The organism is Paraburkholderia sp. SEWSISQ10-3 4 (genome assembly GCF_030464785.1).
In the GTDB taxonomy this organism is placed as follows: Bacteria; Pseudomonadota; Gammaproteobacteria; order Burkholderiales; family Burkholderiaceae; genus Paraburkholderia; species Paraburkholderia aspalathi.
The window spans coordinates 1-21,167 of sequence record NZ_JALPRI010000014.1 but is presented as its reverse complement, the minus strand read 5'-3'; the positions used below and the strand labels follow the sequence as shown (position 1 = coordinate 21,167).

Genomic DNA, 21,167 nt, shown 5'->3' with positions numbered 1-21,167 from the left:
AAAGGAGAAGCCATGAATCCGTACCGTGATATCAATGATGAAGAATGGCAACGTGTTGCACCGTTGCTGCCTGAACTGCGTCCGCGTTCCGAACTGCGTGGCCGGCCGCTCGCCAACACGCGCTCCGTGCTCAACGGCGTGCTGTGGGTGATGTATAGCGGCGCGACCTGGTCCGCTATGCCGCGCAAATATCCGTCGTATCAAACCTGCCATCGCCGCTTCAAGGCATGGTATGAGTCCGGCGTACTCAAGCGCGTCATGGACCAGTTGTTCGGCGCAGCGAGCGAGGAACTCTGCAAGCTGATGGAAGCGCGCATGCGCACACATGTGAGCGCGGAACAGAAAAGCGTTGACGCAGAAAAGGTGCCCGCAGCAGTGCCTCCGGCGTACAGCCCGGCAGCGGTCAAGCCGTTACCGTCTTCGCCGTTCGCGTATACGTCGCCTTTCAAGCACGCTGCATGACAACTTCAACCAGCCAGACTCAAACAAAAAAAACGGCCGCACGATGGCAATCGTCGGCCGTTTCTTCTGGTTCCATCCTGGCAGCAGATGCGGCCCTGATGGAACACTATCTTGGCGCTTCAGGCATCGGCGCCTGAACGACACGCTCCTTACTGCTGGCGAATCCAGGTCTGCGAGCGGCCCAGCAGCGAAACGCCGATGTAGCCACGCACCACCAGCTTGTTCCCACCGTCTTCCAGGTGCATCTTGCACTTGTAGACCTTGCCGTTTTCCGGGTCGAGAATTTGCCCGTGATCCCAGCCGTCACCGTCCTTTTTCATATCGTTGATGATCGTCATGCCGAGGATCAACTGGTCCTTGCGCGCGTCCGTGCATTCAGTGCAGCGGCGATCCGGTTGATCGTTCGCGCTGAGTCCCTTGACCACCTTGCCGCTCAGCGAGCCGCTGCCGTCCTGTGCAATTTGCACGAGTGCCTTGGGCTGGCCGGTGTGATCGTCGATGGTTTGCCACATGCCGACCGGGGAATCGGCCTGCGCCATTGCCGTGACGGCGCTAACGAGCAGCACGCCGGCGAGGGCGGCATGTTTGGCTGTGCGAAGCGCGATTGCGCGCGCGCGTTGAGTGAATTGCATCATTGTCTTCCTCCTTGATTAAAGACGGCGCGATCATGGTCGCGCGGCGTTATTGGCGTCTCGGGCGGTCTTCAGTTGCCGGCTGCCGTGATGCCTGGTATTGCCTCTCAGATTCAAATCGGCCACATCGGTGTCCGCCGTGTGCGGCCTGCGGCCTGGGTGTCGCGGGCCGCATACCGTCAGCGCAGAATACGTGAAAGTGCGCGTGTCGTTTGATAGTGGAACCTCTAATCAGGACGCGGCACTTTCGAACATCAGTTCAGCTGATACGAGAATGTTGCGTTGATGCGTGGGCTGCGCGACGCGCTCTCCACCGGCGCATCGCCGATCGGTTTGGCCACCGACAAATCCAGGCTGTAATACTTCGCGTCCGAGATCCGGAAGCCGAACGCAATCGATGAAAGCTTCGACGGCGAGGGCGTGCCTGCATGCAGATACACGCGCGCCATGTCAAACGAGACGTACGGTGTGAAGGTGCGCAGATAGGTGAAACCCGGCGTGAACGGCCGGTTGACTTCGAACATTGCGCCCCAGCCCGAATCGCCCGACGCTTCGCCCGGTTCATAACCCTGCGCAAAACGTTGCGCACCGAACGAGATCTGTTCCGACGTGGGCAGCGAGACGCCGCTGTACTGACCGGTCAACGAAACCGCGGTGCCGATCTTCAGTGGCCACTCGTTAGTTTGCGAAAAGCTTGCACCGGTCCGCACGAAGTTGATCGACGCCGGATTCGTGACCGGCGAGCCGGGAACGTTCGAGTCGCCGGATTTCGACGCACCAAGGATATCGAAAGCCTTCGCCACATTGATACTCGCGCGGCGCACCTGGCCGGTTTCCACGCTGGTGTAGTCGGCCTGCAATTGCAGCACCCGCACCTGTGAGCGAAAGCCGATTTGCGCGCCGGTGTCGTGATTGTTGTAGCGATCTTCGTCGTGCGATGCATAGACCGAGGCCGTGCCGATCACGCTCTGCTTGTTGCTCAACAGGATCGGATACGCCAGCGAGCCGCCGACCTTATCGTTGATGACCGTGCGCTCGATAAAGGAGGGCAGGCCGGGATTGTCGGTGGGGTTGCCGCGATAGTGCGACGCGTCGATCTTCCCGGTCAGCCCATTGCTGCTGATCGGCACTGTGGCGTGCGCGGCGAGATAGGTGACGTTGTCGCGGCCCTTCGGCAGCAACGCAGACACGCTCAGCTGTTCGCCGAGCGCGGTCAGGCCGTTTTCGGTGGCCGTCAGCAGGCCTTGCACGCCGGGGTGATTGAAGTCGATGCCTGTGCTGAGGTCGAACGGTTTGCGGTCCACGTTCAACTCGAGCGTGGTGGCGCCATCGGTATTTTGCGGAGGCGCCACGTTGGCCGCGACTTTCACGCCGGGCAACAGACCTAGCACGTTGATGTAACGCTCAAAGGTGGCGCGCCGCAACGGCCGGTCGGCAACGATGTGGTCGGCGATCGCGCGAATCTTGTCTTCGACTGCGCCTGGCTTGCCCGTCACCTTGACTGCGGACACGTAGCCTTCGACCACCGTCACGCGCACCACGCCGTCGTCGAACGTCTGCGCGGGAATGAACGCGAACGAGAGCGCATAGCCGCGGTCCTGATACAGCTTCGTAACGCCGTTGGCGACCTGGATCAGATCGCCGATGGTGGTGTCTTTGCCGACGAGCGGCGTGAAGCGCTGCGCGACTTCGTCGAACGGAATGGACTTGACGCCCTCGACCTGAATCTTCGAAGGCGTCAGATGGCGGGCGAGCAGTTCCTGAAGCTGGGGCGCTTGCGGCGTGACCTGCATGGTCACGTTCGGGCCCTTGTCGGGCGCCTTGATCTGCGGCAGCGAATCGAGAGGATTGCCGCCGACGGTCGGGCCGGCTGGGCGTGACTGCGCGTGTGCTGCTACTTGCATCCCGCTTGCCGCGATCGCCGCGAGCAGGAGGGTCCATTTACTACTACTACCGTACCCGAGTTTCATCGGATTTTCCTCGTATGCCGTTCTTGTCTTGCGGACGCGCCGCCTGGCCGGGCTGGTCGCGATCGCTTATGTGTGGCTCGACGCATACTGCCATGCTTGCATGTATTACGTCACGTGCTCCGTGGGGCTTGAGCATTGGCTGCACAAAGCGCGGAGCACGTGATGACGCGGACTGCTTATGCGCCTTGCATAACGGGGCGTCCAACGGAACGCCTTGTATGCGCGGCATCAACGAGCGACTTATGCGGACTACTTATGGCTCACCGGCACCAGGCCGCCGAGCAGTGTCGTCAAGCCGCCCGTTGCACTGCCCGAGCCGCTCGTCGAACCTGCCGCCGAGCTGAGTGTTCCGGTCAATTGGCCGACGAGGGCGGTCACCGGCGCGAGCGGATTGCTGCCGTTGCTACCCGAGGCGCTGCTGGTGACACCGGAGAGCGCGCCAGTCAGCGTCGACAACGGATTCGATCCACTACCTGAGCCACCCAGCACCGACGTCAGCGAACTCAGCGGCGAGCCGCCCGAAGTCAGCGAGCTCAAGGGCGTGCCATTCAATGCCGGGGTCAGGCCGGCCAGCGGCGTGCCGCCGAGCAGCGTCGACACCGAGCCGAGCGGGTTGTTGCCGAGCCCGAGACTCGCGAGCGTGTTTTGCAGCGGGCCGAACGGGCTGCCGTTGGCAGGCGGCCCATTGACGACCGCCACATTGGTGCTGCCGACGAGGCTCGTAATCAAGCCGGGAATCGGATTCGCGCCATTCGGGCCGTTCGGATTGACGAGGCCGCCGGCGTTCGTCACCGTGTTGCCGAGCGAGCCGACCAGGTTGCCGAGGTCTGCGCCGAGCGGGTTGTTGGTTGCCGCGCCGACTTGTGTGCTGGTCGATTTCAACGTGCCGCCGATTTGCGCGAGCAGGCCGCCTACCGGCGCGCCGAGGCCGGTCTGCGTGCCGACCGTCTGCGTCACGAGTCCGACGGTCTGCACGATCGGTGTGATCGCGGTGCTGATCGGCTGAGTGACCTGCTGCACCGGCACGGAGGCCAGCGAATTGCCGAGCGTCACGCCACCGGCGTTCAGTGCGCCAGCGGTGGTGGAGAGAACCGTTGCCAGCGGCGTGGTGAGCGGCGACAGCGGCGCGAGATTGCCGGTGCCGAGGCCGCCGACCGCGGTGCTCAGACCTTGCACGACGCCGCTTGTCGAACTGACCACCGAGCCGAGTCCGGCGACCGTGGTGCCGACCGGATTGGAGGTCGTGCCGATTTGTCCGACGCCGCCGCTCACTGCGTCAGCGAGTGAATTCAGTGTGCTGCTGGTGCTCGACACCGCGTTGCCGAGACCTTGTGTGACCTGCGGGCTGAGGCCCGGGATGGTCTGCGAGGCGATCGTGTTGCCGAGGTCTTTGGTCGTCTGCGCGGCGGCGGTGGCGACGCCGGTGGTGCCCGACGACGTGCTGGTGGTCGGGCCGCCGCTGGTCGAACCCCCGCCGCTAGTGCCGCCGCCGGAGGATGCGCTCGGCGGCGCAGTGACGCCATTGCCGCCACACGCGGCGAGCAAGCCTGCGACTGCAACGGCGATCAGCGGTGCGCGCAACGACGACACTGTCGCGCACGCCGCATGGAGAGTAAAAAAACGTTGGCTGGACATAGGTGCTCCTCAGTGTCTTCTAGGTGTCGTATGCGTGGTTTGCGTGCGCCTGTGCAACGGGTGTCTGAGCGGCGCGGCTCAATTCATCCAGGTTCCGGCAGAGCCGGGGCACGGCTGTCGGGCCGCACTCCGGGTGCCAGTCGCTGCGCTTCTTTCGATAGCATTACTTACTTCTTCGTCAGGCCACCAAGCAGGCCACCGACGAGCGACGTCACCGGAGCGAGCGGGTTGCTGCCCGATCCCTTGCCGCTGGTGCTCGACAGCGAGAGGCCGGGGCTCGATGTGGTGGTCGTCGTGGTGGAAGGCGTAGCGGCCGCCGTTGTCGTGACGCCGCCGAGCGCGCCGGTGACGCTCGCCAGCAGGCCGGTAACCGGGGCGAGCGGGCTGCTGCTGCCGCCGGTCGCGCTGCTCAGGCCGCTCGTTACACTCGAGAGCAGACCCGTGACGGGTGCCAACGGGCTGCTGCCGCTAGATGCGCCGCCCAGACCGCCCGTTACGCTGCTGAGCGCACCGGTGAGCGGAGCGAGCGGGCCACTGCTGGTGCCACCGGTCAAGCCGCCGAGCACGCTGGTGAGCGGAGCAAGCGGGCCGCTGCTGGTGCCGCCGGTCAAGCCGCCGAGCACGCTGGTGAGCGGAGCGAGCGGGCCGCTGCTGGTGCCTCCCGTCAGGCCGCCGAGTACGCTGGTGAGCGGAGCGAGCGGGTTACCGCCCGTGCTGCCGGTGAGCAGGCCACCCACCGATGCGACCGTGGTGCCCGTGTCCGTCACCGTGTGACCCAGAGCAGCCGTGATCGGATTGCCGCCTGTCGCGCTGATCAACGTGCCGGCCTTACCGAGGCCGCCGCCGAGCGTGCCGAGCAGGCCGTTCAGCGGTGCGCCGAGGCCGGTCGTGTTGCCGATCGTCTGCGTGGTCGCCGCGACCATCGACGTGATCGGCGTGATCGCGGTGCTGAGCGTTTGCGTGATTTGCTGGACCGGACCCGTCGAGAGCGCGGTGGTGAGCGTGCTGCCGCCGTTGGTGACTGCGTTGCCAAGCGTATTGACGACGCCGCCGAGCGGCGTGGTGATGGCTGCCAGCGGCGCGAGCGGACCGCTGCCGAGGCTCGTCACGAGGCTGCCTGCTTCCGTCACTGCGCCGCCGACATGACCGACCACGCCACCGAGGCTCGAGACCGTCGTGCCGACCGCGTCGCCGCCGGTGCCGAGCTGGCCGAGCCCTTGCGATACGCCGGTGCCGAGCGTGGAGACCGCCGAGCCGACTTGTTGGACGATGCCGCCGGCGGCCTGGGTGGTTTGCGCGCTGACGCCGGGCAGGCTTTGCGAACCGATCACGCTACCGATGCTCGAGACCGTCTGGCCGAGATCGTTGACCACGCCGCCGCCGTTGCCGACGACCGTGCCGAGCGCGTTCGCCACCGGCGTCGTGCCGGTTCCCGTTCCTGTTCCGGTGCCCGTACCAGAGCCGCTTCCCGAGCCGTTGCTGCTGGTGTTGGTACCCGAACCGCCTGAGCCCATCGAACCGCTGCCGCTGCCCGTGGTGGTGGAAAGTGCGCCGCCGGAGGAGCCGCTACCGCTGCCGCCGGTGCCGGCACTTAGGGTTCCGGAGCCTCCGCAAGCGCCGAGAGAAAGCATTGCTGCCACGCTGGTGGCAATCAGGGTTGTTCGAAGTGTGGTGTTGGCCGTTTGAATGTTCATGTCGCCCTCGCATCGCATGTGTTTTTGGGTGTTGCTGCGTGCCTTCCTCTGCATGAGCCGTGCCATTTCGACTGAATAATGCAGAAGATTTTTTTGCAATGGGGCTTAAAGCCATATGTGATATGGCTTTGCGATGAATTGATGGAGTGTCTGCTAACCCAGATATAGCGCGAGAAAATGAATTCGCTAAACGTTTGCGATGGCTGCGTAACGTAACGAGGCGCGCGCGCCGTTACGAAACACGGCGTAACGCAGGCGCAGCGGGAGGTCCCCGGACGCTTGAAACGTTCTGTTCAAACAAATAATTAGTGCAGCGAATCTAACTCATGGTTATTCCTATGTGCTGCAACGCACGAACAGCCGTTAACCTGAGTACGACGCTAAAACGCATATGGTGTCGCGCTAAGGGCAGCGGACAATTGCTTAAATATGATTGTTCGGCTATAAAACCCGAAAGCATCACGGATTGACGAGGGAGGTGCGTAATCGAACAGACAGCTCATAGACATCTGTTTTATTGAAGCCGGCTGCAAGGCGGTGCTTCCGCAGCGCAACACGCAGGACCAGGAATGAGAGACCAATGGTCCGCAGCGCTGAAGACTCCGCCATCCGAAGCAGCACGTAAACAAACGAAATAAATGAAAGTCCGAGGGTAAAAATGAAAAAGTTCACACAACGCTTCCTGAGAGATAACAAGGGCGTGACGGCCATCGAGTATGGTTTAATCGCGGGGTTAGTTGTACTCGTCATTGCGACCGCCGTTACTTCGCTCGGTACTCACATTTCGACAGTGCTGCAGGACGTCGCGAACCTGATCGTGGCTCCTGCAGCATCGTAGAGGGCAACCTGTAAACGTCCCGCGAAGCGGCAGGCATTTTCACGTCTGTTTGTTTCGCAGGCGTTTTTTAGCGCATCGCCAAATTGGCTAATGCGAATTGCATTGCAATTCGCATGGCGTTGCTTCGCCTGTCGAGTGCGAAATGAATGTCTCTGTCGGTATTTTGTTATTTATCGCCTGGGCCGCGGTGGTCGCTATCAGCGATTGCCGCAGTCGGCGTATTTCCAATTCAGTTGTCGTCGCCGGTCTGGCTGCGGCATTCGCCTGCGCGTTTCTTCAGTGCGGGCCTTTCGGTATTTCATTGACCCAGGCGGCTATTGGAGCGCTGGTCGGCTTCGCCGCGTTGTTGCCGTTTTTCGCGCTCGGCGTCATGGGTGCTGCGGACGTCAAGGTATTTGCGGTACTCGGCGCGTGGTGCGGAATGCATGCGCTGCTCGACCTCTGGATGGCGGCTAGTCTTGCCGCGGGCGTGCATGCACTCTGGCTGTTGATTGCGACTCGTACACGGCTTGCCAGTTTGGTCCGTCATCACGGGTCGACTTTCGAGCTCGCCGGCAAGGCCTCGACGCCATACGCCGCCTGTCTCACGGTATCTGCCGGTGCGTGGCTCGTGTTGCAAGGACTCGGCGGGGGGCTGCGGTGAAGCTAATAGCGACCCAGCGCGCGGCTCGGCCGCTCAAGCGCATCCACGTGCATCGCGCGTCTGCGCAGCGCGGCTCCACGGCCGTCGAGTTTGCGCTGCTGTTCCCGCTGTTCTTCACGATCCTGTACTCGATCATCACGTTCAGTCTGATCTTCGTGGCGCAGCAGAACCTGACACTCGCTGCGGAAGAAGGTGCACGCGCTGCGCTGAACTGGCAGAGCAACACGTCGATGCAAAACGCACTCGTTAATCGCGGCAACGCCGCCTGCGCGGCGGCGAAATTGATGGTGGCGACGCTGGTGCAGGCCATGCAATGCACGTCATCTTCCGCGGCGTGCGGCCCGAGTAACGCGATGCAGTGTGTGAACGTCTTGCTGACATACAACTACCGCGACAATCCGCTGGTGCCGAACTTGCCGCTGCTGACCTATACATTGCCTGGCACATTGTCGAGCAGCGCCACAGTACAACTCAATCCGGAGAATATTCAGTGACGCACCCGCCGGCTCCCAGCCTTTATGTCCGTCTACGCGGCTCCGAACGCTCGCACGGCAGGGCATCGTTTAACCGAAGCAGTGAGTCGTCATGCCGAATCTGACCAAAATTCTAGCCGGCGTACTGATCGCTGTCGCAGTGCTGCTGGGCCTGTTCGCGTGGACGCTGTCGCGTCGCCCGGCGCCGGTGGCTGTGACCCCTGCGACGCAAGCAAGCTTCCCGGTGGTGGTGGCCACCCACGCGTTGCCGGCAGGTAAGCCAATCACAGTCGACCAACTGCGTGTGCAGTCGCTGCCGATCAATCCGAATGGCGCCTTCACCGATCCGGCGCAACTGGCTGGCCGCGTGCCGAACGCGGAGGTCGGTGCGGACTCGCCGGTGCTCGAAGCCCAGTTGTCGTCAGGACTCGCCGAGCGTATCGAGCCGGGCGAGCGTGCGTTGGCCGTGCGGGTCGACGAGGGCAATGCGGTTGGTAACCGGCTGCGGCCAGGTAACTTCGTCGACGTGTTTTTCACGCTCAAGCGCGATGGGACAATCGGCAACGGCGGCGAGATTGATCGGACCCAGGCGCGTCTCCTGATGTCGAAAGTGCGCGTGCTCGCATTCGGAAACGCAACCACCAGCGGCGACAGTGCAGGCGACCCGAACGGTATGGTGCGCACTGCGGTGCTGGCAGTGCCGGTCGCTGATGTGGATCGCCTGACGCTCGCCGAAAGCTCTGGCCGTCTGATCTTCGCGCTACGTAATCCAAAGGATGCCGAAGTAGTTGATCAAAATGCGTTGCCAGCCTATCCTGGCGTGTTGAAGACAGTTGCTGTCGCCGGCGCGGCCGCGCCGCTGCAGGATTCGACCCGCGCCGCGGCTGGCGTCTCGCTTGATGCCTTATCGGGAAGCACCAATTCAGCAGGCGCCGGTGCACGGCCGCCGTTGCCGCATATACCGCAGCCGCCTACGCGCGTCGCGGGTAACACAAACAGTACAAAGAGCGGTATCGAAGTGATACGGGGTGGGCGCGCCGAGACGGTCGCCTGGTAAGCAGTTTCAGGGAGCGGGCGGCCGGACGCGTCCAAAACTACATGACAGAACGGATTTTTGTTTTCGGGAAAGCGGTGTGGCTCGGGTTGGCGTTGCTCACCGTATCGGCTGCGACTGACGCGGCGGGTCCGGTGCAGCGTGGGCAATCCACACCAGTGCCCCAGGCGGCTCAGGCTACGCCCTCGCAAACCATCGACCTGAAGGTCGGCGCGCAGCAGCCGCTCGCGACCGGCCACACGCTCAAGCGTGTCGCGATCGGCGACCCCGCAGTGGCCGATGTGCTGATCATCAAGGGCGACAAGCGCGGCAGCGTGCTCCTTGTTGGCAAGGCGGCGGGCACGACCAACCTGATGCTGTGGGCAAGCGACCGCGAGGCGCCACTGATGTATACGGTCAACGTCATCACGCCGGCAGCGGCTTCACTGCTCGGACCCGATACACCGGCCGTCAAGGTGCTCGGTGGCACGGCGGTGGTCTCCGGCTCGTCGGCGACGATGGAGGCGCATCAGCGCGCCGTGGTCGCGGCGGAAGGCTCGCTTGGCAAGGACGGTGCGGTGTTCGACACGTCGACGGTGGCGAGCCGCGCGGTGGTGCAGGTCGATGTGCGGGTGGTTGAGTTCAGCCGCTCGGTGCTCAAGGAAGTGGGCTTCAACTTCTTCAAGCAGAACAACGGTTTTTCGTTCGGCTCGTTTGCGCCATCGGCGTTGACCTCGGTTTCTGCGACCGCGGGGCAGCAGCCGCAAACGACGGCTACGACGCCGATTTCGTCGGCGTTCAACCTGATTTTTAACTCCGCCACGCACGGGCTGTTCGCGAACCTGAGCCTGCTGGAGAGCAACAATCTTGCGCGCGTGCTGGCCGAACCGACACTCGTGGCGCTATCCGGGCAGAGCGCCAGTTTCCTCGCCGGTGGCGAGGTGCCGATTCCCGTGCCGCAGGCGCTCGGTTCGACCTCGATCGAGTTCAAGCCGTACGGCGTCGGACTCACGCTAACGCCGACCGTGTTGAGCCCGCAACGCATCGCGTTGAAGGTGGCGCCCGAAGCGAGCCAGCTGGATTTTGCCAATGCCGTGACGATCAGCGGCGTGTCGGTGCCCGCGTTCACCACGCGGCGTGCGGACACCACGGTCGAACTCGGCGACGGCGAGAGTTTCGTGATCGGCGGCCTGATCGACCGCGAGACCGCATCGAATGTCTCGAAGGTGCCTTTGCTCGGCGATCTGCCGATCATCGGTACCTTCTTCAAGCAGCTGAATTACCAGCAGAACGAGAAGGAGCTGGTGATCATCGTGACGCCGCATCTGGTGTCGCCGCTGGCGAAGGGGGCGACCTTGCCGTCGACGCCGGGCGAGCAGTCCGAGCAGCGTAACGGGCCGGTGTGGCGTTCGCTGATGGGCGGTGTGGCGGCGCGCGATGCAGCGCCGGGATTTTCGAAGTGAAGCCGGCGGGCGCCCAGACGGCGCGCCGGATCGGTGGAGCAGTGAGCCAGCATGCGCGCGAACCGCGCGGGCGCGCTGGCAGGCAGTACGACGCGGGGGCTTCGCAGCCCATGCCGCATAAGGATGTCCAACATGAACGCGAGAACGCATTCATTGACTGAACGGGCGGTCACCGATTATTTCGTGTTTGCGTCGCTGGCCGACGAACACGTGCATTGGCTCGCCGATACATTGGTGGGTGCAGGTGTGGTCGAAGCGGCGACACTCGATCCCTCGATGCTGATGCAGCGCATTGCCGCGCTGAATCCGTCACTGGTGTTTGTCGACTTTTCCGGTGGCCGCGCCGCGGCGGCGAGTGCCGCGGCGAGCACGGTACGCACGGCTTATCCCGGCATGCAGATCGTCGCGCTCGGTTCGCTCGCTGAACCCGAAAGCGCGTTGGCTGCGCTGCGTGCCGGCGTGCGCGATTTCATCGACCTGTCCGCGCCCGCCGAAGACGCGTTGCGCATTACGCGCCAGGTTCTGGACAACCTCGTCGAACCGGTCAGCCGTCATGGCAACGTCATTGCGCTGCTAGGTGCGCGTGTCGGAATGGGTGTGAGCACGCTGGCCGCCAATCTCTCGGTGATGCTGCAACGGCGCGATGTCGCGCAAGGTCGGCAAACTGCGTTGCTCGATCTCGGCCTGCCGGCCGGCGACGGTTCCTTGCTCCTGAATACGCGCAGCGAATTCAATTTCGTCGAAGCCGTACGCAACCTGCGCCGCTTTGATCAGACCTTCGTGCACACCGCACTGTCGCACCACTCCAGCGGTCTCGCGCTCACCACGCTGCCGCCGAATCTCGCTGACATGCGCGAGGTGTCGTATTCCTCGTCGATCGGTTTGTTGAACCGGCTGCGCGCGTTTTTCGATCAGCAGATCGTCGATCTCGGTGGCTTTACCAACAGTGAGTTCATCTCTCACGTCGTGCAGGCCGCCGACGAAACCTGGCTGCTGTGCGATCAGGGTGTCGCCTCGATCGTTTCGGCGGTCAGCGTGCTCGACGCGTTGCGCGAAGAGGGCGTGGATACGGCGAACGTGCAGCTGATCGTCAACAAATTCGACGCCGACCTCGGTCTCGCCGCCGCGCAGATCGCGCAGCGTCTGGATATTCCGTTGCTCGCCACCTTGCCTGAGCGGCGCATCTCGCTCGGCCAGGCGGTCAACCAGGGACACCTGCTGGCCGATGTCGCGGCGCGCGATCCGTATGTGCGCGCACTCGAACCTTTGATCGAACGGCTCGGCGGCGCTGCGCGCGGGGCCGCGCAAGCACGCAGCAAATCGGCGCTCGGCGTGCTCAAGCGCTTCATTCCAACCACTTACAAGCGGTCATAGACGATGGCAAAAGAAATCGAATTTGCCGACGACGCGCCTTCGTTCGCGCATAGCCAGCAGTTCCAGGACATCAAGAACGCTGCGCACGAACATCTGCTGACGCGTATCGAAGAACTCGGCTCCGAGTTCGGCCGCTGGTCGCGTAACGCGATCAACCAGTTCGTCGATCTGGAGATGGACAGCTTTGTACGGCTGCGCCGGATACCGATCAACGAGAGTGAAGTGCGGTTGATCGCCGAGGCGCTGACTAAGGAACTGGCGGGCTTCGGCCCGATCGAGGACTTGCTCGCCGATCCGGCCGTCGAGGATATTCTGATCAACGGCTACAACGACGTCTACGTGTCGCGTCACGGCATCCTGACCAAGATTCAGGTGCGCTTTGCCGACAATGCGCATCTGCTGCGCATCGTGCGGCGCATTCTCGCGCCGATCGGACGGCGTCTGGACGAATCGAATCCGATGGTCGACGCGCGCCTGCCGAACGGTGGGCGGGTGAACGTGGTGATCGAACCGTTGTCGATCGACGGGCCGATCGTCTCGATCCGGAAGTTCCGCAAAGATCCGATGCGTCCCGAGGACCTGCTCGCTAACGGCACCTACAGCCCGGAGATCGGCGCGCTGCTCGAAGCGGCGGTCGCCGCGCGCTGCAACGTGCTCGTGTCGGGCGGTACGAGCTCGGGCAAGACCTCGCTGCTCAATGCGCTGGCGTTCCACATCCCCGAGCCAGAGCGGGTCGTGACGATCGAGGACACGGCTGAACTGTCGCTGAACCACCCGCATGTGGTGCGGCTCGAAAGCCGTCCAGGCGGCTTTGACGGCGCGGGCGTCGTGACGATTCGCGACCTGCTGCGCAACACCTTGCGGATGCGGCCGGACCGCATCATCGTCGGCGAAGTGCGCGGCGGCGAGGTGCTCGAAATGCTGCAGGCGATGAACACCGGCCACGACGGTTCGATGGGCACCGTGCACGCCAGTTCGCCGCGTGAATGTCTGTACCGCCTCGAAATGCTGGCCGGGTTCGCGGGCTTCCAGGGCACGGAGTCGAGCTTGCGCCGGCAGATCGCCAATGCGATCGACTTCATCGTGCAGATCGGCCGGCTTTCGAATGGGCGCCGGCGGATTCTGTCGATCACGGAAGTCACGGGTCTGTCGGACAACATCATCGCGACTCAGGAGCTGTATCGCTACGAGCCGGTCGCAACTGCAGAGGGCGACGAACTCGATAACTGGGTGTCGCTGGGCATTCATCCGCATTCGCCGAAACTGGCGCGTTTCCGCCAGGCATTGGGCGGTGGCGAGGCGCAGAGCGGGTTTGGCAACGCGGGCTTCGGCGGCGGTGGCGGTTTCGGTGGCGGTGGCTTTGGAGGCGGCGGTGGCGGCTTCGGTGGAGGCTTCAATGTCTAGTGCGGTACTGGTCTTCGCGGCGCTCGCGCTGCTATGCGCGGCGCTCGCGTTGTTGCTATGGCAACGCGGCGCGCAACGCAAAGACCAGGCGAGCACTGAGCGCTATATCGATAGCCGTATGGCGGTGGCCATGCCGGCCGGCGTGGGGGCGGGCGGCGGTCCGCGCGCTGCGCCCGCGCGTGCCGCCGCGGCGTCTGCCGCGATCGCACCGCAAGCGCCACCGGCTGATGCGGGCTGGCTCGTGCGAGGGCGCTACCTTCGAGCGCGCGTGCGCTTTATGGTCCAACATGCGATGGTTCGCGCGGGCATTGCCAGTGCCAAGGGTCCTACCGCGATTGCTGGCGCAATCGTGCTGGTGCTGTGCGCCTGGGCCATGCTGGTGGGCGGCGTGCTCGCCGCCGGTGCGACGCTGATTGCGTGCGCGATGTTCATCTATTTTATGTTGACGATGCGCGCGAACAAGCGTCGTCAACAGATCGTGCGTCAATTGCCGCTGTTCCTCGACGGTATCGTGCGTCTGATTACGCTCGGCAATAGCGTGCCCGCTGCGTTTCAGGCGGCGTTGCAAACCACCGAGGCACCACTGCGGGATTGTCTGGACTATGTGTCGCGGATGCTGCGTACCGGTGTCGAAATCGATCGCGCATTGTCTCAGGTCGCGCTGATTTATGGCGTGCGCGAACTCGAACTGGTCGGCGCCGTGCTGCGTCTGTCGGTCAAGTACGGGGGGCGTGCCGACGTGATGCTCGACCGCATGGCGTCTTTCATGCGCGATCTCGAACAGGCCGAGCGCGAACTCGTCGCAATGTCGGCCGAAACGCGGCTGTCATCGTGGGTTCTGGCAATGTTGCCGATCGGTATCGGTGGTTTTCTGATCCTCTCCAATCCTAAGTATTTCGCGTCGATGTGGTTCGATCCGACCGGGCGGCAACTCGTCTATCTGGCATTCGCGTTGCAGATGGTGGGCGCCTACCTGCTGTATCGCCTCGCGAATCTGAGGACATGACGATGCAAGTCGATCAATTCGTTGCTCTCGCACTGGCTCTGGCCGCGCTCGGACTGCTGTTGATTGCCGGCCTGGTGTTGGCGCGCGTGGCCGCCGTGCGGCGCAGCGAACGCACGCTTAGACACGCGCTCGACGAACGCGCACTACAAACCGCGGCGCTCGCGGCCGCGGCGGCTGCACGTGGCGCGGACGGTGCTCAGAGCGCCTCGAACGCGGCTTTGCGGAACGTGCGGCCCAAGGGTTTGAAAGGACTGCTCGAGCGCTTCGCGCATACCGGGATTCGCTGGCTCGACACGCCGTTCGGCCGCCAGGTCGTGGCCGAGGAAGACCGCCGCTTGCTCGAGCAGTGCGGCTTCGTGGACACGCGCACGCGCGGCCTGTTTCTGGTGGCGCGGCTGGCAGGCGCGCTGGTGCTGCCGGTGGTGGTCGGCGCCATCGCCCGCGGCTCTCTGGACGGTCCGCGCTACGTCATGCTGGTGGTCATTTCGATCATGGCAGGCTTCATGGTGCCGAAGGTCGTCCTGAGGCGGCGAGCTGGTAAGCGCCGGCTCGGGGTGGTCGACGAATTGCCGCTGCTGGTCGATCTGCTGCGCCTGCTGCAGGGCGTGGGCTTGTCGCTCGATCAGAGCTTGCAAGTGATGGTCAACGATTTCCGCACGATGCTGCCGGTGCTCTCGAGCGAGCTGGAAATCGCGCAGCGCCAGTTTGCGACGGGTCGCACCCGCGAGCAGTCGCTGAACCGGTTGGCTTCCAGTTACGACAACGAGGATTTGCGCGCAGTCGTGCGCCTGCTGGTGCAGGTCGACCGGCACGGCGGCGCTGTTCAGGAACCACTCAAGCAGTTCGGCGACCGCCTGCGCGAATCGCGCCGGGCGATGCTGCGCGAACGCATTGGCCGTCTCGCCGTGAAGATGACCGGCGTGATGATCATCACATTATTGCCCGCGCTGATGATCGTCACAGCGGGACCGGGCGTGCTGGCTGTCCAGCATTCGTTGCGCACGATGCATCGGTAAGGATTTTGCAATGGCTCACTGTCTATCGTTCGAACTTCTGACGCGCCCGGCTCAAAGCGCGCGCCGTGCCACACGTTGTAGCGTGGCGTTGGCAGCGTTGTGCCTGCTTGGCGCGTGCGCGTCCAAAGACGTCGTGGGTTACGGCGTCGGGCCGCAGGCCGAGCGTGCGGCGATGGCCCAGCAAGCCAATCGCGATCCCGCGCCGGACACGCCCGGCATGTATCTCGGACTGATCGATCAGATGCAGTCGCAAGGACTTTACTTCGCCTCGCTCGCGCATATCGACGCATACGAAAAGCAGTACGGCGTAAGCCCCGACACGATTTTGCTGCGCGCCGACGCGTTGCGGATGACCGATCAACCTGATGCCGCTGCGACTGCCTACGGCCAGTTGCTGAAGACGCCGCTCGCCACGCGCGGTTATCGTGGGCTTGGTCTGATCGCCGGCGCGGCCGGTGACTTTGCGCGTGCTGCGCAGGAACTGCAGCAGGCCGCGCAACTCGCGCCGACCGATGCCGTGACCTTGTCGGATCTCGGCTACGCGAAGCTGCGCGACGGCGATGTGAACGGCGCGCGCGTGCCGCTCATGAAGGCGGCCGAGCTCGATCAGAACAATCCGAAGATCGTCAGCAACATGGTGCTTTATCTGCTTGCCAACGGCGACCAGGCACAGGCGCTGGCGGTGATGAACCAGCAGAAGTTCACGCCGGACGTGCGCGCGGCGATTCGCGGCGATGCGGCGAAGGTAGCCGCAGCGGGACGCGCGCAAACACACGGGTCGCGAGCGCAACCACAACAACAGTTCGGGCAGGCGAGCGCAGGCACCGGCACGGTCGCGAGCGCGCAGGGTATCGAACCGGCGCCGCGTTTATTGCAGCGGTTCGCGCAATGAGCGCTCAGTGACCGATCAGGCAATCAGGGGAATCGAGATGAATGACAGAACAACGAAGCGGGGTTGGAAGGCATCGGTGCTTTGCTTCGGTGTGGCGATGGGCATGGCGGCTTCAGCGCTCGCGCAAACAAACGACGCTGCCCAGCCGGTAGAGGCCACGCAGCCGTCGGTCCGGGCAAGCGAAGTGGGCCACTCGACCCGCACATGGCTCGACCTGCAAAGCAGCAACACGGAAGCTGCACCCGCGCTGCCGATGCTTGGCGCCGAAGCCGGGCTTGCCTACCGTCGTTACATGGAATCGTTCAAGAGCAAGATTCCCGACTTGTACGGGTCGGCGCTGAGTACGGGCAGCGGTAGCGGCGGTGGCGCGATGGGCGCAACCGGCGGAACTGGTCCTGGCATCGGTTCGAACTGACATGCGCAATTCTTCGACCTTTACCGTGGCCGCTCGCTATCGGCGCTCGCTACGCGCCTGGCGCGGCGGCGCGTCGATGCCTGGCGCTCGCCGCCAGCACGGCGCGGTCGCGGTTCTGGCGGTGATCTGGCTAAGCATCGCGATCGCAGCGCTCGGTGCGATCGACATCGGCAATGTGTTTGCCGTGCGCAGGCAGTTGCAACGTACGGCGGATCTGGCTGCGATGGCTGCGGTCCAGGTCATCAGCACATCGGGCGCCTGCACGACGGCGACTGCGGCCGCGCAGCAGAATGCGGCGTCCAACGGTTTCACCGCCGACGGCACCAAGACGATTCTCAACACGACTTGTGGACGCTGGGACACGAGCTCCAATACCTATTTCGGCACGACCGGCAATCCGCTCAACGCCGTGCAGGTGCAGACGAGCCAGGTCGTACCATATTTATTCTTCGGACCGTCGCGCACCGTGACTGCGACTTCGACCGCGTTTGCATCGAACATCGACGCGTTCTCGCTTGGCACCGGCATCGCGACGATCAATACGCAACAATCAGCGCTGTTGAACGCGATCCTCGGCGGGTTGCTGAATACGAGCGTGTCGCTCAGCGTGGGAGACATGCAGAGCCTCGCCACGGCGCATGTCTCGCTCGGGAATTTGATGGTCGCGCTGGGCGCGGCAAACATGCAGGGCCTGCTTGCCACGACGGTGAGCTACCAGACGCTGATGGTTGCGATGGTCAAGGCGTTGCAGGCCGGTGGCGATACCGTCAATGCGGCGATTCTGCAGACGCTGGCCGTCGCGATTCCTGGCGGTCAGAACATCACCTTGGGAGATGGCGGCAAGTCCGCGCCGGGTTTGCTCGCGCTTGGGCTCGCCAATCCCAATGCGGCGGCGACCGCGACCATCAACGCCTTCGACGCGTTGCTGGTCGCCGCGCAGATCGCGCAGCGCAGTCCGGACGGCTCGCAGGGCAATGCACCGGTGATCAATGTGGCGGCTAGCTTGGCAGGCTTGGCCAATATTTCGCTGCAGATCCTGAATCCACCGGCGCTGGCGGTGGGTGAGGGCGGGACGACTACGGGCAATGGCGTCACCACCTCCCGCACGATCGCGCGCACGGCAGTGGTCAACCTGGCCCTCAGTCTGGCGCCGCTGCCGCCGTTGTACCTAGGTATCGCTACAATCTCGGTGCTCAGTACACCGGTAGTGGTAACACTGGCGGTCGCGCCGGGCACAGCGACACTGGATCCGGTAAATTGCGAAAGCACCAAGGCGGCTACCCAGGCCACGATCCAGGTGACGCCGGGCATCGCATCGCTTTGTGTGGGCGCGAACGCCTCCTGCCCGAGTTCCAGCTCCGGCACCGTCAACGTCGCGTCCGTCTCGTTGCTGGGAAGCCCCGCCGTCGCCATCACATTGAACAACCTCGGGCCGTATCAGATCTCGCCCGGAACAACGCCCGTGACGATCAACGGTTCTTCCGGCAGCTTCGACGTCACTCCGCCCCCGGTGAACTCTAACGCGCTCGGCAGCGATCTCGCCTCGTTGAGCACGACGTTGTTTCAGCAGCTACCGACGGCGTTGTCCGTCAGCGTTTTGGGTAGCAGCATTCTGAACGGTCTCCTTACCCCGATTCTTTCGCTCGTGACGACCGCCCTGACGCCGGTGCTTCAAGGCGTATTTAGCCTGCTTAACACCCTTATTGTTCCGACGCTTTCACTGTTGGGCGTTCAGGTCGGCACCGCCACGCTCCATAACATGTCGCTGACATGCGGCGTCTCGCAACTGGTCAACTAGCGTAACCAAGACAAGATGAGAACCAACCCCAAAATCGAGGAACTCGATATCTACGTCTGGGAAGGCAAGGCCGACATCGTCGACCGGGTCGCGCGCTGCATGGCGAGCTTCGACGTCGAAGTGATCCGTGCGGACGATATCGCGATCTCGCCTGAGCGGACCGCGCTGCGGCCGTCGCTCGCGATCATCAGCGTGTCGGTGATCGACAGCGGCGCGCTGCTCATGCGCGACTGGCAGGCCGCGCACGGCATTCCCGTCGTGTGGGTCGGCGCCGCGCCGCGTGACCATGATCCGGCGACTTACCCGTCCGACTACTCGCACATCCTCCCGCTCGACTTCACCTGCGCCGAATTGCGCGGCATGGTCATGAAGCTGGTGCTGCAATTGCGCGCGCACAGCGCCAAGACGCATGAGTCGGATGCGATGATCGCCAACTCGGAGTGCATGCAGGCGCTGCTGCACGAAGTCGACACCTTTGCCGACTGCGACACGAGCGTGCTGGTGCATGGCGAAACCGGCGTCGGCAAGGAGCGCATCGCGCAACTGCTGCACGAAAAACATACCCGCTACGGTCAGGGGCCGTTCGTCGCGGTGAACTGCGGCGCGATTCCGGACGGGTTGTTCGAATCGCTGTTCTTCGGCCACTCGAAAGGCTCGTTCACGGGCGCGGTGGTCGCGCACAAGGGCTACTTCGAGCAGTCCGACGGCGGCACGCTGTTCCTCGACGAAATCGGCGATCTGCCGCTCTACCAGCAGGTCAAACTACTGCGCGTGCTCGAAGACAGCGCGGTCACGCGAATCGGTTCGGCCACGCCGGTGAAGCTCGACTTCCGGCTGGTGGCGGCGACCAACAAGCATCTGCCGCAACTAGTCAAGGACGGCACCTTCCGCGCCGATCTTTACTATCGGCTTGCAGTGATCGAGTTGAAGATTCCGTCCCTCGAAGAGCGGGGCGCGGTCGACAAGATTGCGATCTTCAAGGCGTTCATTGCGCAGATCGTCGGCAGCGAGCGTCTTTCCGCGTTGCCGGACCTGCCGTACTGGCTCGCCGACGCGGTGGCCGACACCTACTTCCCCGGCAACGTGCGCGAGCTGCGCAACCTGGCCGAGCGGATCGGCGTGACGGTGCGTCAGATCGGCGCGTGGGACGCGGCGCGCCTGCAGCGGCTGCTCGCGCTTGCGCGCACCAGCCAGCCGGTGCCGGCGGAGAGCGCCGCTGAGGTGCTGGTGGATCGCAGCAAATGGGACATGGCCGAGCGCAATCGCGTGCTGGCCGCGCTCGACGCAAACGGTTGGCGCCGGCAGGACACAGCCCTGTATTTGGGGATCAGCCGTAAGGTTTTGTGGGAGAAGATGCGTAAGTACCAAATTTTTGATGAAGAGCCCGAAACACGCGAAAGTGAGTAATAATGAGACGGTTGTACTAAAACAAAAACTGTTCAAGCAGGATTTACATGGACCGAAAGTCGAAACTACGGCAGATTGCCCTGGCAGCATTCATCGCGATGGGGGCCGTGCAGGGCGTGAATGCTCAGGCTTTGCCGGATAGCGGGTCGAGCGCTGGCGTCGTTTCCCAGCCGGGCACGACAACGGCGTTGCCGTCCACTCAGGCGCAGACAAGCGCCTTGACGCCGGACGAAGCCAAGCAGTCTGCAGCGGGCAATGTGGCGGAATTGCAGCAGATGATCCGGGGTTCGGACCTGAGCGAATTGCGCACGACATACAACGGCAGCTATGGAGCGAGCTTGCTGTTTTATGGCAAGGAGATGACGTACTACGTGGCGTTGTTCCAGCAGAAGAACTTCTGGCGCGTCATCAAGACGCAGGACGCCACGCGTGCGGACATGATCTACAAGGATTTTGTGCGTCAGACGCTGCAACTGTCGGACGTCGAGATTCGCCGCACGCAGCTTGAAGCGCAGAAGGTGTTCACGGAGCGGATGATCGCGTTGTCGCAGGACCGAGCCAACCGCTTGCAGGCCGACCTCGACGTTGCGCATCAGCAGCAGACGATTGTCGCGAACCAGCAGCAACAGACCCGCGCCGAAGCAACGGCACTGGCACAGCAGAAGGCTGCCGCGCAAGACCAACTGCGCGCCGCACAACGCCAGGTCCGCGAACTGCAGCGCCAACTGGAAACCGGCCTGCCGTCGCATTGACCGCGGGAATACCGGAAGATGGGCGGGCAAGGCGGCTTTGAAAGCGCCGCCGCCCCCATCGAGAGAACAAACGGCGCACAAGCCGAACAAAAAACTAGACGTACAAGCCGCCTAGTAACGTAAGTCACCTATCCCCGCAGCAAAAAGCCTCATTCCCGAAGCACCCCCGCCACACGAACAGACATTCCCACGCCCCTGGTTTCCTATGCAGACCCGTCCGCGACGCACGCAGTGCGGAGTGGGAGCTGATGACTCCTTTG

The 21,167-nt window shown here is 63.5% G+C and carries 21 protein-coding genes; 16 read left to right on the top strand and 5 right to left on the bottom strand.

Features of this window, described 5'->3' with window-relative positions; genetic code table 11:
• Positions 1-12: 12 nt before the first annotated feature.
• Positions 13-462: a transposase gene (locus M0D68_RS23490; RefSeq protein WP_054034647.1), complete on the top strand. Its 450-nt coding sequence runs from the start codon at positions 13-15 to the stop codon at positions 460-462.
• The gene (locus M0D68_RS23485) at positions 459-599 is read left to right on the top strand and encodes a hypothetical protein (protein ID WP_266225496.1); all 141 of its coding nucleotides are present in this window, start codon (positions 459-461) and stop codon (positions 597-599) included. Before M0D68_RS23490 ends, M0D68_RS23485 begins: the two co-directional genes overlap by 4 nt.
• Positions 600-611: 12 nt before the next feature.
• Here the strand turns inward: M0D68_RS23485 and M0D68_RS23480 are convergent, their stop codons facing one another.
• The 5 genes from M0D68_RS23480 to M0D68_RS23460 form a co-directional block, all read right to left on the bottom strand.
• Entirely contained in the window at positions 612-1,097 is a 486-nt protein-coding gene (locus M0D68_RS23480; RefSeq protein ID WP_093632472.1) for a DUF2147 domain-containing protein, read from the bottom strand.
• 251 nt (positions 1,098-1,348) lie between these two features.
• On the bottom strand, positions 1,349-3,064 hold the full coding sequence (locus M0D68_RS23475; protein WP_266225495.1) for a ShlB/FhaC/HecB family hemolysin secretion/activation protein: 1,716 nt from the start codon (positions 3,062-3,064) through the stop codon (positions 1,349-1,351).
• A 249-nt stretch (positions 3,065-3,313) separates the two neighbouring features.
• Positions 3,314-4,699 carry a collagen-like triple helix repeat-containing protein gene (locus tag M0D68_RS23470; RefSeq protein WP_266211599.1) on the bottom strand — a complete coding sequence of 462 codons (1,386 nt, stop codon included), beginning with the start codon at positions 4,697-4,699 and terminating at the stop codon, positions 3,314-3,316.
• Positions 4,700-4,866: 167 nt separating this feature from the next.
• A complete protein-coding gene (locus M0D68_RS23465) occupies positions 4,867-6,393 on the bottom strand; it encodes a collagen-like triple helix repeat-containing protein (protein WP_266225493.1) in 1,527 nt (508 codons plus the stop codon).
• A 459-nt stretch (positions 6,394-6,852) separates the two neighbouring features.
• Positions 6,853-7,065 (bottom strand): hypothetical protein, encoded by a 213-nt coding sequence (locus tag M0D68_RS23460; protein WP_143131626.1) that lies wholly within the window; start codon positions 7,063-7,065, stop codon positions 6,853-6,855.
• Here M0D68_RS23460 and M0D68_RS23455 point away from each other — a divergent pair.
• The 14 genes from M0D68_RS23455 (at position 7,052) to M0D68_RS23390 (ending at position 20,907) form a co-directional block, all read left to right on the top strand.
• Positions 7,052-7,231 (top strand): Flp family type IVb pilin, encoded by a 180-nt coding sequence (locus M0D68_RS23455; protein WP_093632475.1) that lies wholly within the window; start codon positions 7,052-7,054, stop codon positions 7,229-7,231. The two genes, M0D68_RS23460 and M0D68_RS23455, sit on opposite strands and share 14 nt — an antisense overlap.
• A gap of 142 nt (positions 7,232-7,373) precedes the next feature.
• Complete coding sequence (locus M0D68_RS23450; protein ID WP_266225492.1) at positions 7,374-7,874, top strand: prepilin peptidase; 501 nt, start codon at positions 7,374-7,376, stop codon at positions 7,872-7,874.
• Complete coding sequence (locus M0D68_RS23445) at positions 7,871-8,368, top strand: TadE/TadG family type IV pilus assembly protein (protein WP_266225491.1); 498 nt, start codon at positions 7,871-7,873, stop codon at positions 8,366-8,368. Before M0D68_RS23450 ends, M0D68_RS23445 begins: the two co-directional genes overlap by 4 nt.
• A 91-nt stretch (positions 8,369-8,459) precedes the next feature.
• Positions 8,460-9,404 (top strand): Flp pilus assembly protein CpaB, encoded by a 945-nt coding sequence (gene cpaB, locus M0D68_RS23440; protein WP_266225489.1) that lies wholly within the window; start codon positions 8,460-8,462, stop codon positions 9,402-9,404.
• A gap of 41 nt (positions 9,405-9,445) precedes the next feature.
• The gene (locus tag M0D68_RS23435) at positions 9,446-10,843 is read left to right on the top strand and encodes a type II and III secretion system protein family protein (protein ID WP_093632479.1); all 1,398 of its coding nucleotides are present in this window, start codon (positions 9,446-9,448) and stop codon (positions 10,841-10,843) included.
• 132 nt (positions 10,844-10,975) lie between these two features.
• Entirely contained in the window at positions 10,976-12,217 is a 1,242-nt protein-coding gene (locus tag M0D68_RS23430) for a fimbrial protein (protein ID WP_093632480.1), read from the top strand.
• A 3-nt stretch (positions 12,218-12,220) separates the two neighbouring features.
• A complete protein-coding gene (locus tag M0D68_RS23425) occupies positions 12,221-13,621 on the top strand; it encodes a CpaF family protein (RefSeq protein WP_093632481.1) in 1,401 nt (466 codons plus the stop codon).
• Entirely contained in the window at positions 13,614-14,627 is a 1,014-nt protein-coding gene (locus M0D68_RS23420; protein ID WP_093632482.1) for a type II secretion system F family protein, read from the top strand. The genes M0D68_RS23425 and M0D68_RS23420 overlap by 8 nt, the downstream gene beginning before the upstream one ends.
• 2 nt (positions 14,628-14,629) lie before the next feature.
• Positions 14,630-15,643 carry a type II secretion system F family protein gene (locus M0D68_RS23415; RefSeq protein ID WP_093632483.1) on the top strand — a complete coding sequence of 338 codons (1,014 nt, stop codon included), beginning with the start codon at positions 14,630-14,632 and terminating at the stop codon, positions 15,641-15,643.
• Between the two features lie 10 nt (positions 15,644-15,653).
• Positions 15,654-16,535 (top strand): tetratricopeptide repeat protein, encoded by an 882-nt coding sequence (locus M0D68_RS23410; protein ID WP_266225486.1) that lies wholly within the window; start codon positions 15,654-15,656, stop codon positions 16,533-16,535.
• A gap of 37 nt (positions 16,536-16,572) precedes the next feature.
• Positions 16,573-16,950, top strand: coding sequence for a DUF3613 domain-containing protein (locus M0D68_RS23405; RefSeq protein ID WP_093632759.1), 378 nt, complete (start codon positions 16,573-16,575; stop codon positions 16,948-16,950).
• Between the two features lies 1 nt (position 16,951).
• Positions 16,952-18,748 carry a TadG family pilus assembly protein gene (locus M0D68_RS23400; RefSeq protein ID WP_266225484.1) on the top strand — a complete coding sequence of 599 codons (1,797 nt, stop codon included), beginning with the start codon at positions 16,952-16,954 and terminating at the stop codon, positions 18,746-18,748.
• A gap of 15 nt (positions 18,749-18,763) precedes the next feature.
• Positions 18,764-20,155, top strand: a complete 1,392-nt coding sequence (locus tag M0D68_RS23395; RefSeq protein WP_093632485.1) for a sigma 54-interacting transcriptional regulator — start codon at positions 18,764-18,766, stop codon at positions 20,153-20,155.
• A gap of 47 nt (positions 20,156-20,202) precedes the next feature.
• On the top strand, positions 20,203-20,907 hold the full coding sequence (locus tag M0D68_RS23390) for a DUF2968 domain-containing protein (protein WP_211701709.1): 705 nt from the start codon (positions 20,203-20,205) through the stop codon (positions 20,905-20,907).
• The last annotated feature ends 260 nt before the right edge of the window (positions 20,908-21,167 follow it).

What these genes read in the sequence shown, in the direction of transcription:
- M0D68_RS23490 (WP_054034647.1), top strand. Translation starts at nt 13, where the DNA reads ATGAATCCGTACCGTGATATCAATGATGAAGAATGGCAACGTGTTGCA.
- M0D68_RS23485 (WP_266225496.1), top strand. Translation starts at nt 459, where the DNA reads ATGACAACTTCAACCAGCCAGACTCAAACAAAAAAAACGGCCGCACGA.
- M0D68_RS23480 (WP_093632472.1), bottom strand. Translation starts at nt 1,097, where the DNA reads ATGATGCAATTCACTCAACGCGCGCGCGCAATCGCGCTTCGCACAGCC.
- M0D68_RS23475 (WP_266225495.1), bottom strand. Translation starts at nt 3,064, where the DNA reads ATGAAACTCGGGTACGGTAGTAGTAGTAAATGGACCCTCCTGCTCGCG.
- M0D68_RS23470 (WP_266211599.1), bottom strand. Translation starts at nt 4,699, where the DNA reads ATGTCCAGCCAACGTTTTTTTACTCTCCATGCGGCGTGCGCGACAGTG.
- M0D68_RS23465 (WP_266225493.1), bottom strand. Translation starts at nt 6,393, where the DNA reads ATGAACATTCAAACGGCCAACACCACACTTCGAACAACCCTGATTGCC.
- M0D68_RS23455 (WP_093632475.1), top strand. Translation starts at nt 7,052, where the DNA reads ATGAAAAAGTTCACACAACGCTTCCTGAGAGATAACAAGGGCGTGACG.
- M0D68_RS23450 (WP_266225492.1), top strand. Translation starts at nt 7,374, where the DNA reads ATGAATGTCTCTGTCGGTATTTTGTTATTTATCGCCTGGGCCGCGGTG.
- cpaB (WP_266225489.1), top strand. Translation starts at nt 8,460, where the DNA reads ATGCCGAATCTGACCAAAATTCTAGCCGGCGTACTGATCGCTGTCGCA.
- M0D68_RS23435 (WP_093632479.1), top strand. Translation starts at nt 9,446, where the DNA reads ATGACAGAACGGATTTTTGTTTTCGGGAAAGCGGTGTGGCTCGGGTTG.
- M0D68_RS23430 (WP_093632480.1), top strand. Translation starts at nt 10,976, where the DNA reads ATGAACGCGAGAACGCATTCATTGACTGAACGGGCGGTCACCGATTAT.
- M0D68_RS23425 (WP_093632481.1), top strand. Translation starts at nt 12,221, where the DNA reads ATGGCAAAAGAAATCGAATTTGCCGACGACGCGCCTTCGTTCGCGCAT.
- M0D68_RS23420 (WP_093632482.1), top strand. Translation starts at nt 13,614, where the DNA reads ATGTCTAGTGCGGTACTGGTCTTCGCGGCGCTCGCGCTGCTATGCGCG.
- M0D68_RS23415 (WP_093632483.1), top strand. Translation starts at nt 14,630, where the DNA reads ATGCAAGTCGATCAATTCGTTGCTCTCGCACTGGCTCTGGCCGCGCTC.
- M0D68_RS23410 (WP_266225486.1), top strand. Translation starts at nt 15,654, where the DNA reads ATGGCTCACTGTCTATCGTTCGAACTTCTGACGCGCCCGGCTCAAAGC.
- M0D68_RS23405 (WP_093632759.1), top strand. Translation starts at nt 16,573, where the DNA reads ATGAATGACAGAACAACGAAGCGGGGTTGGAAGGCATCGGTGCTTTGC.
- M0D68_RS23400 (WP_266225484.1), top strand. Translation starts at nt 16,952, where the DNA reads ATGCGCAATTCTTCGACCTTTACCGTGGCCGCTCGCTATCGGCGCTCG.
- M0D68_RS23395 (WP_093632485.1), top strand. Translation starts at nt 18,764, where the DNA reads ATGAGAACCAACCCCAAAATCGAGGAACTCGATATCTACGTCTGGGAA.
- M0D68_RS23390 (WP_211701709.1), top strand. Translation starts at nt 20,203, where the DNA reads ATGGACCGAAAGTCGAAACTACGGCAGATTGCCCTGGCAGCATTCATC.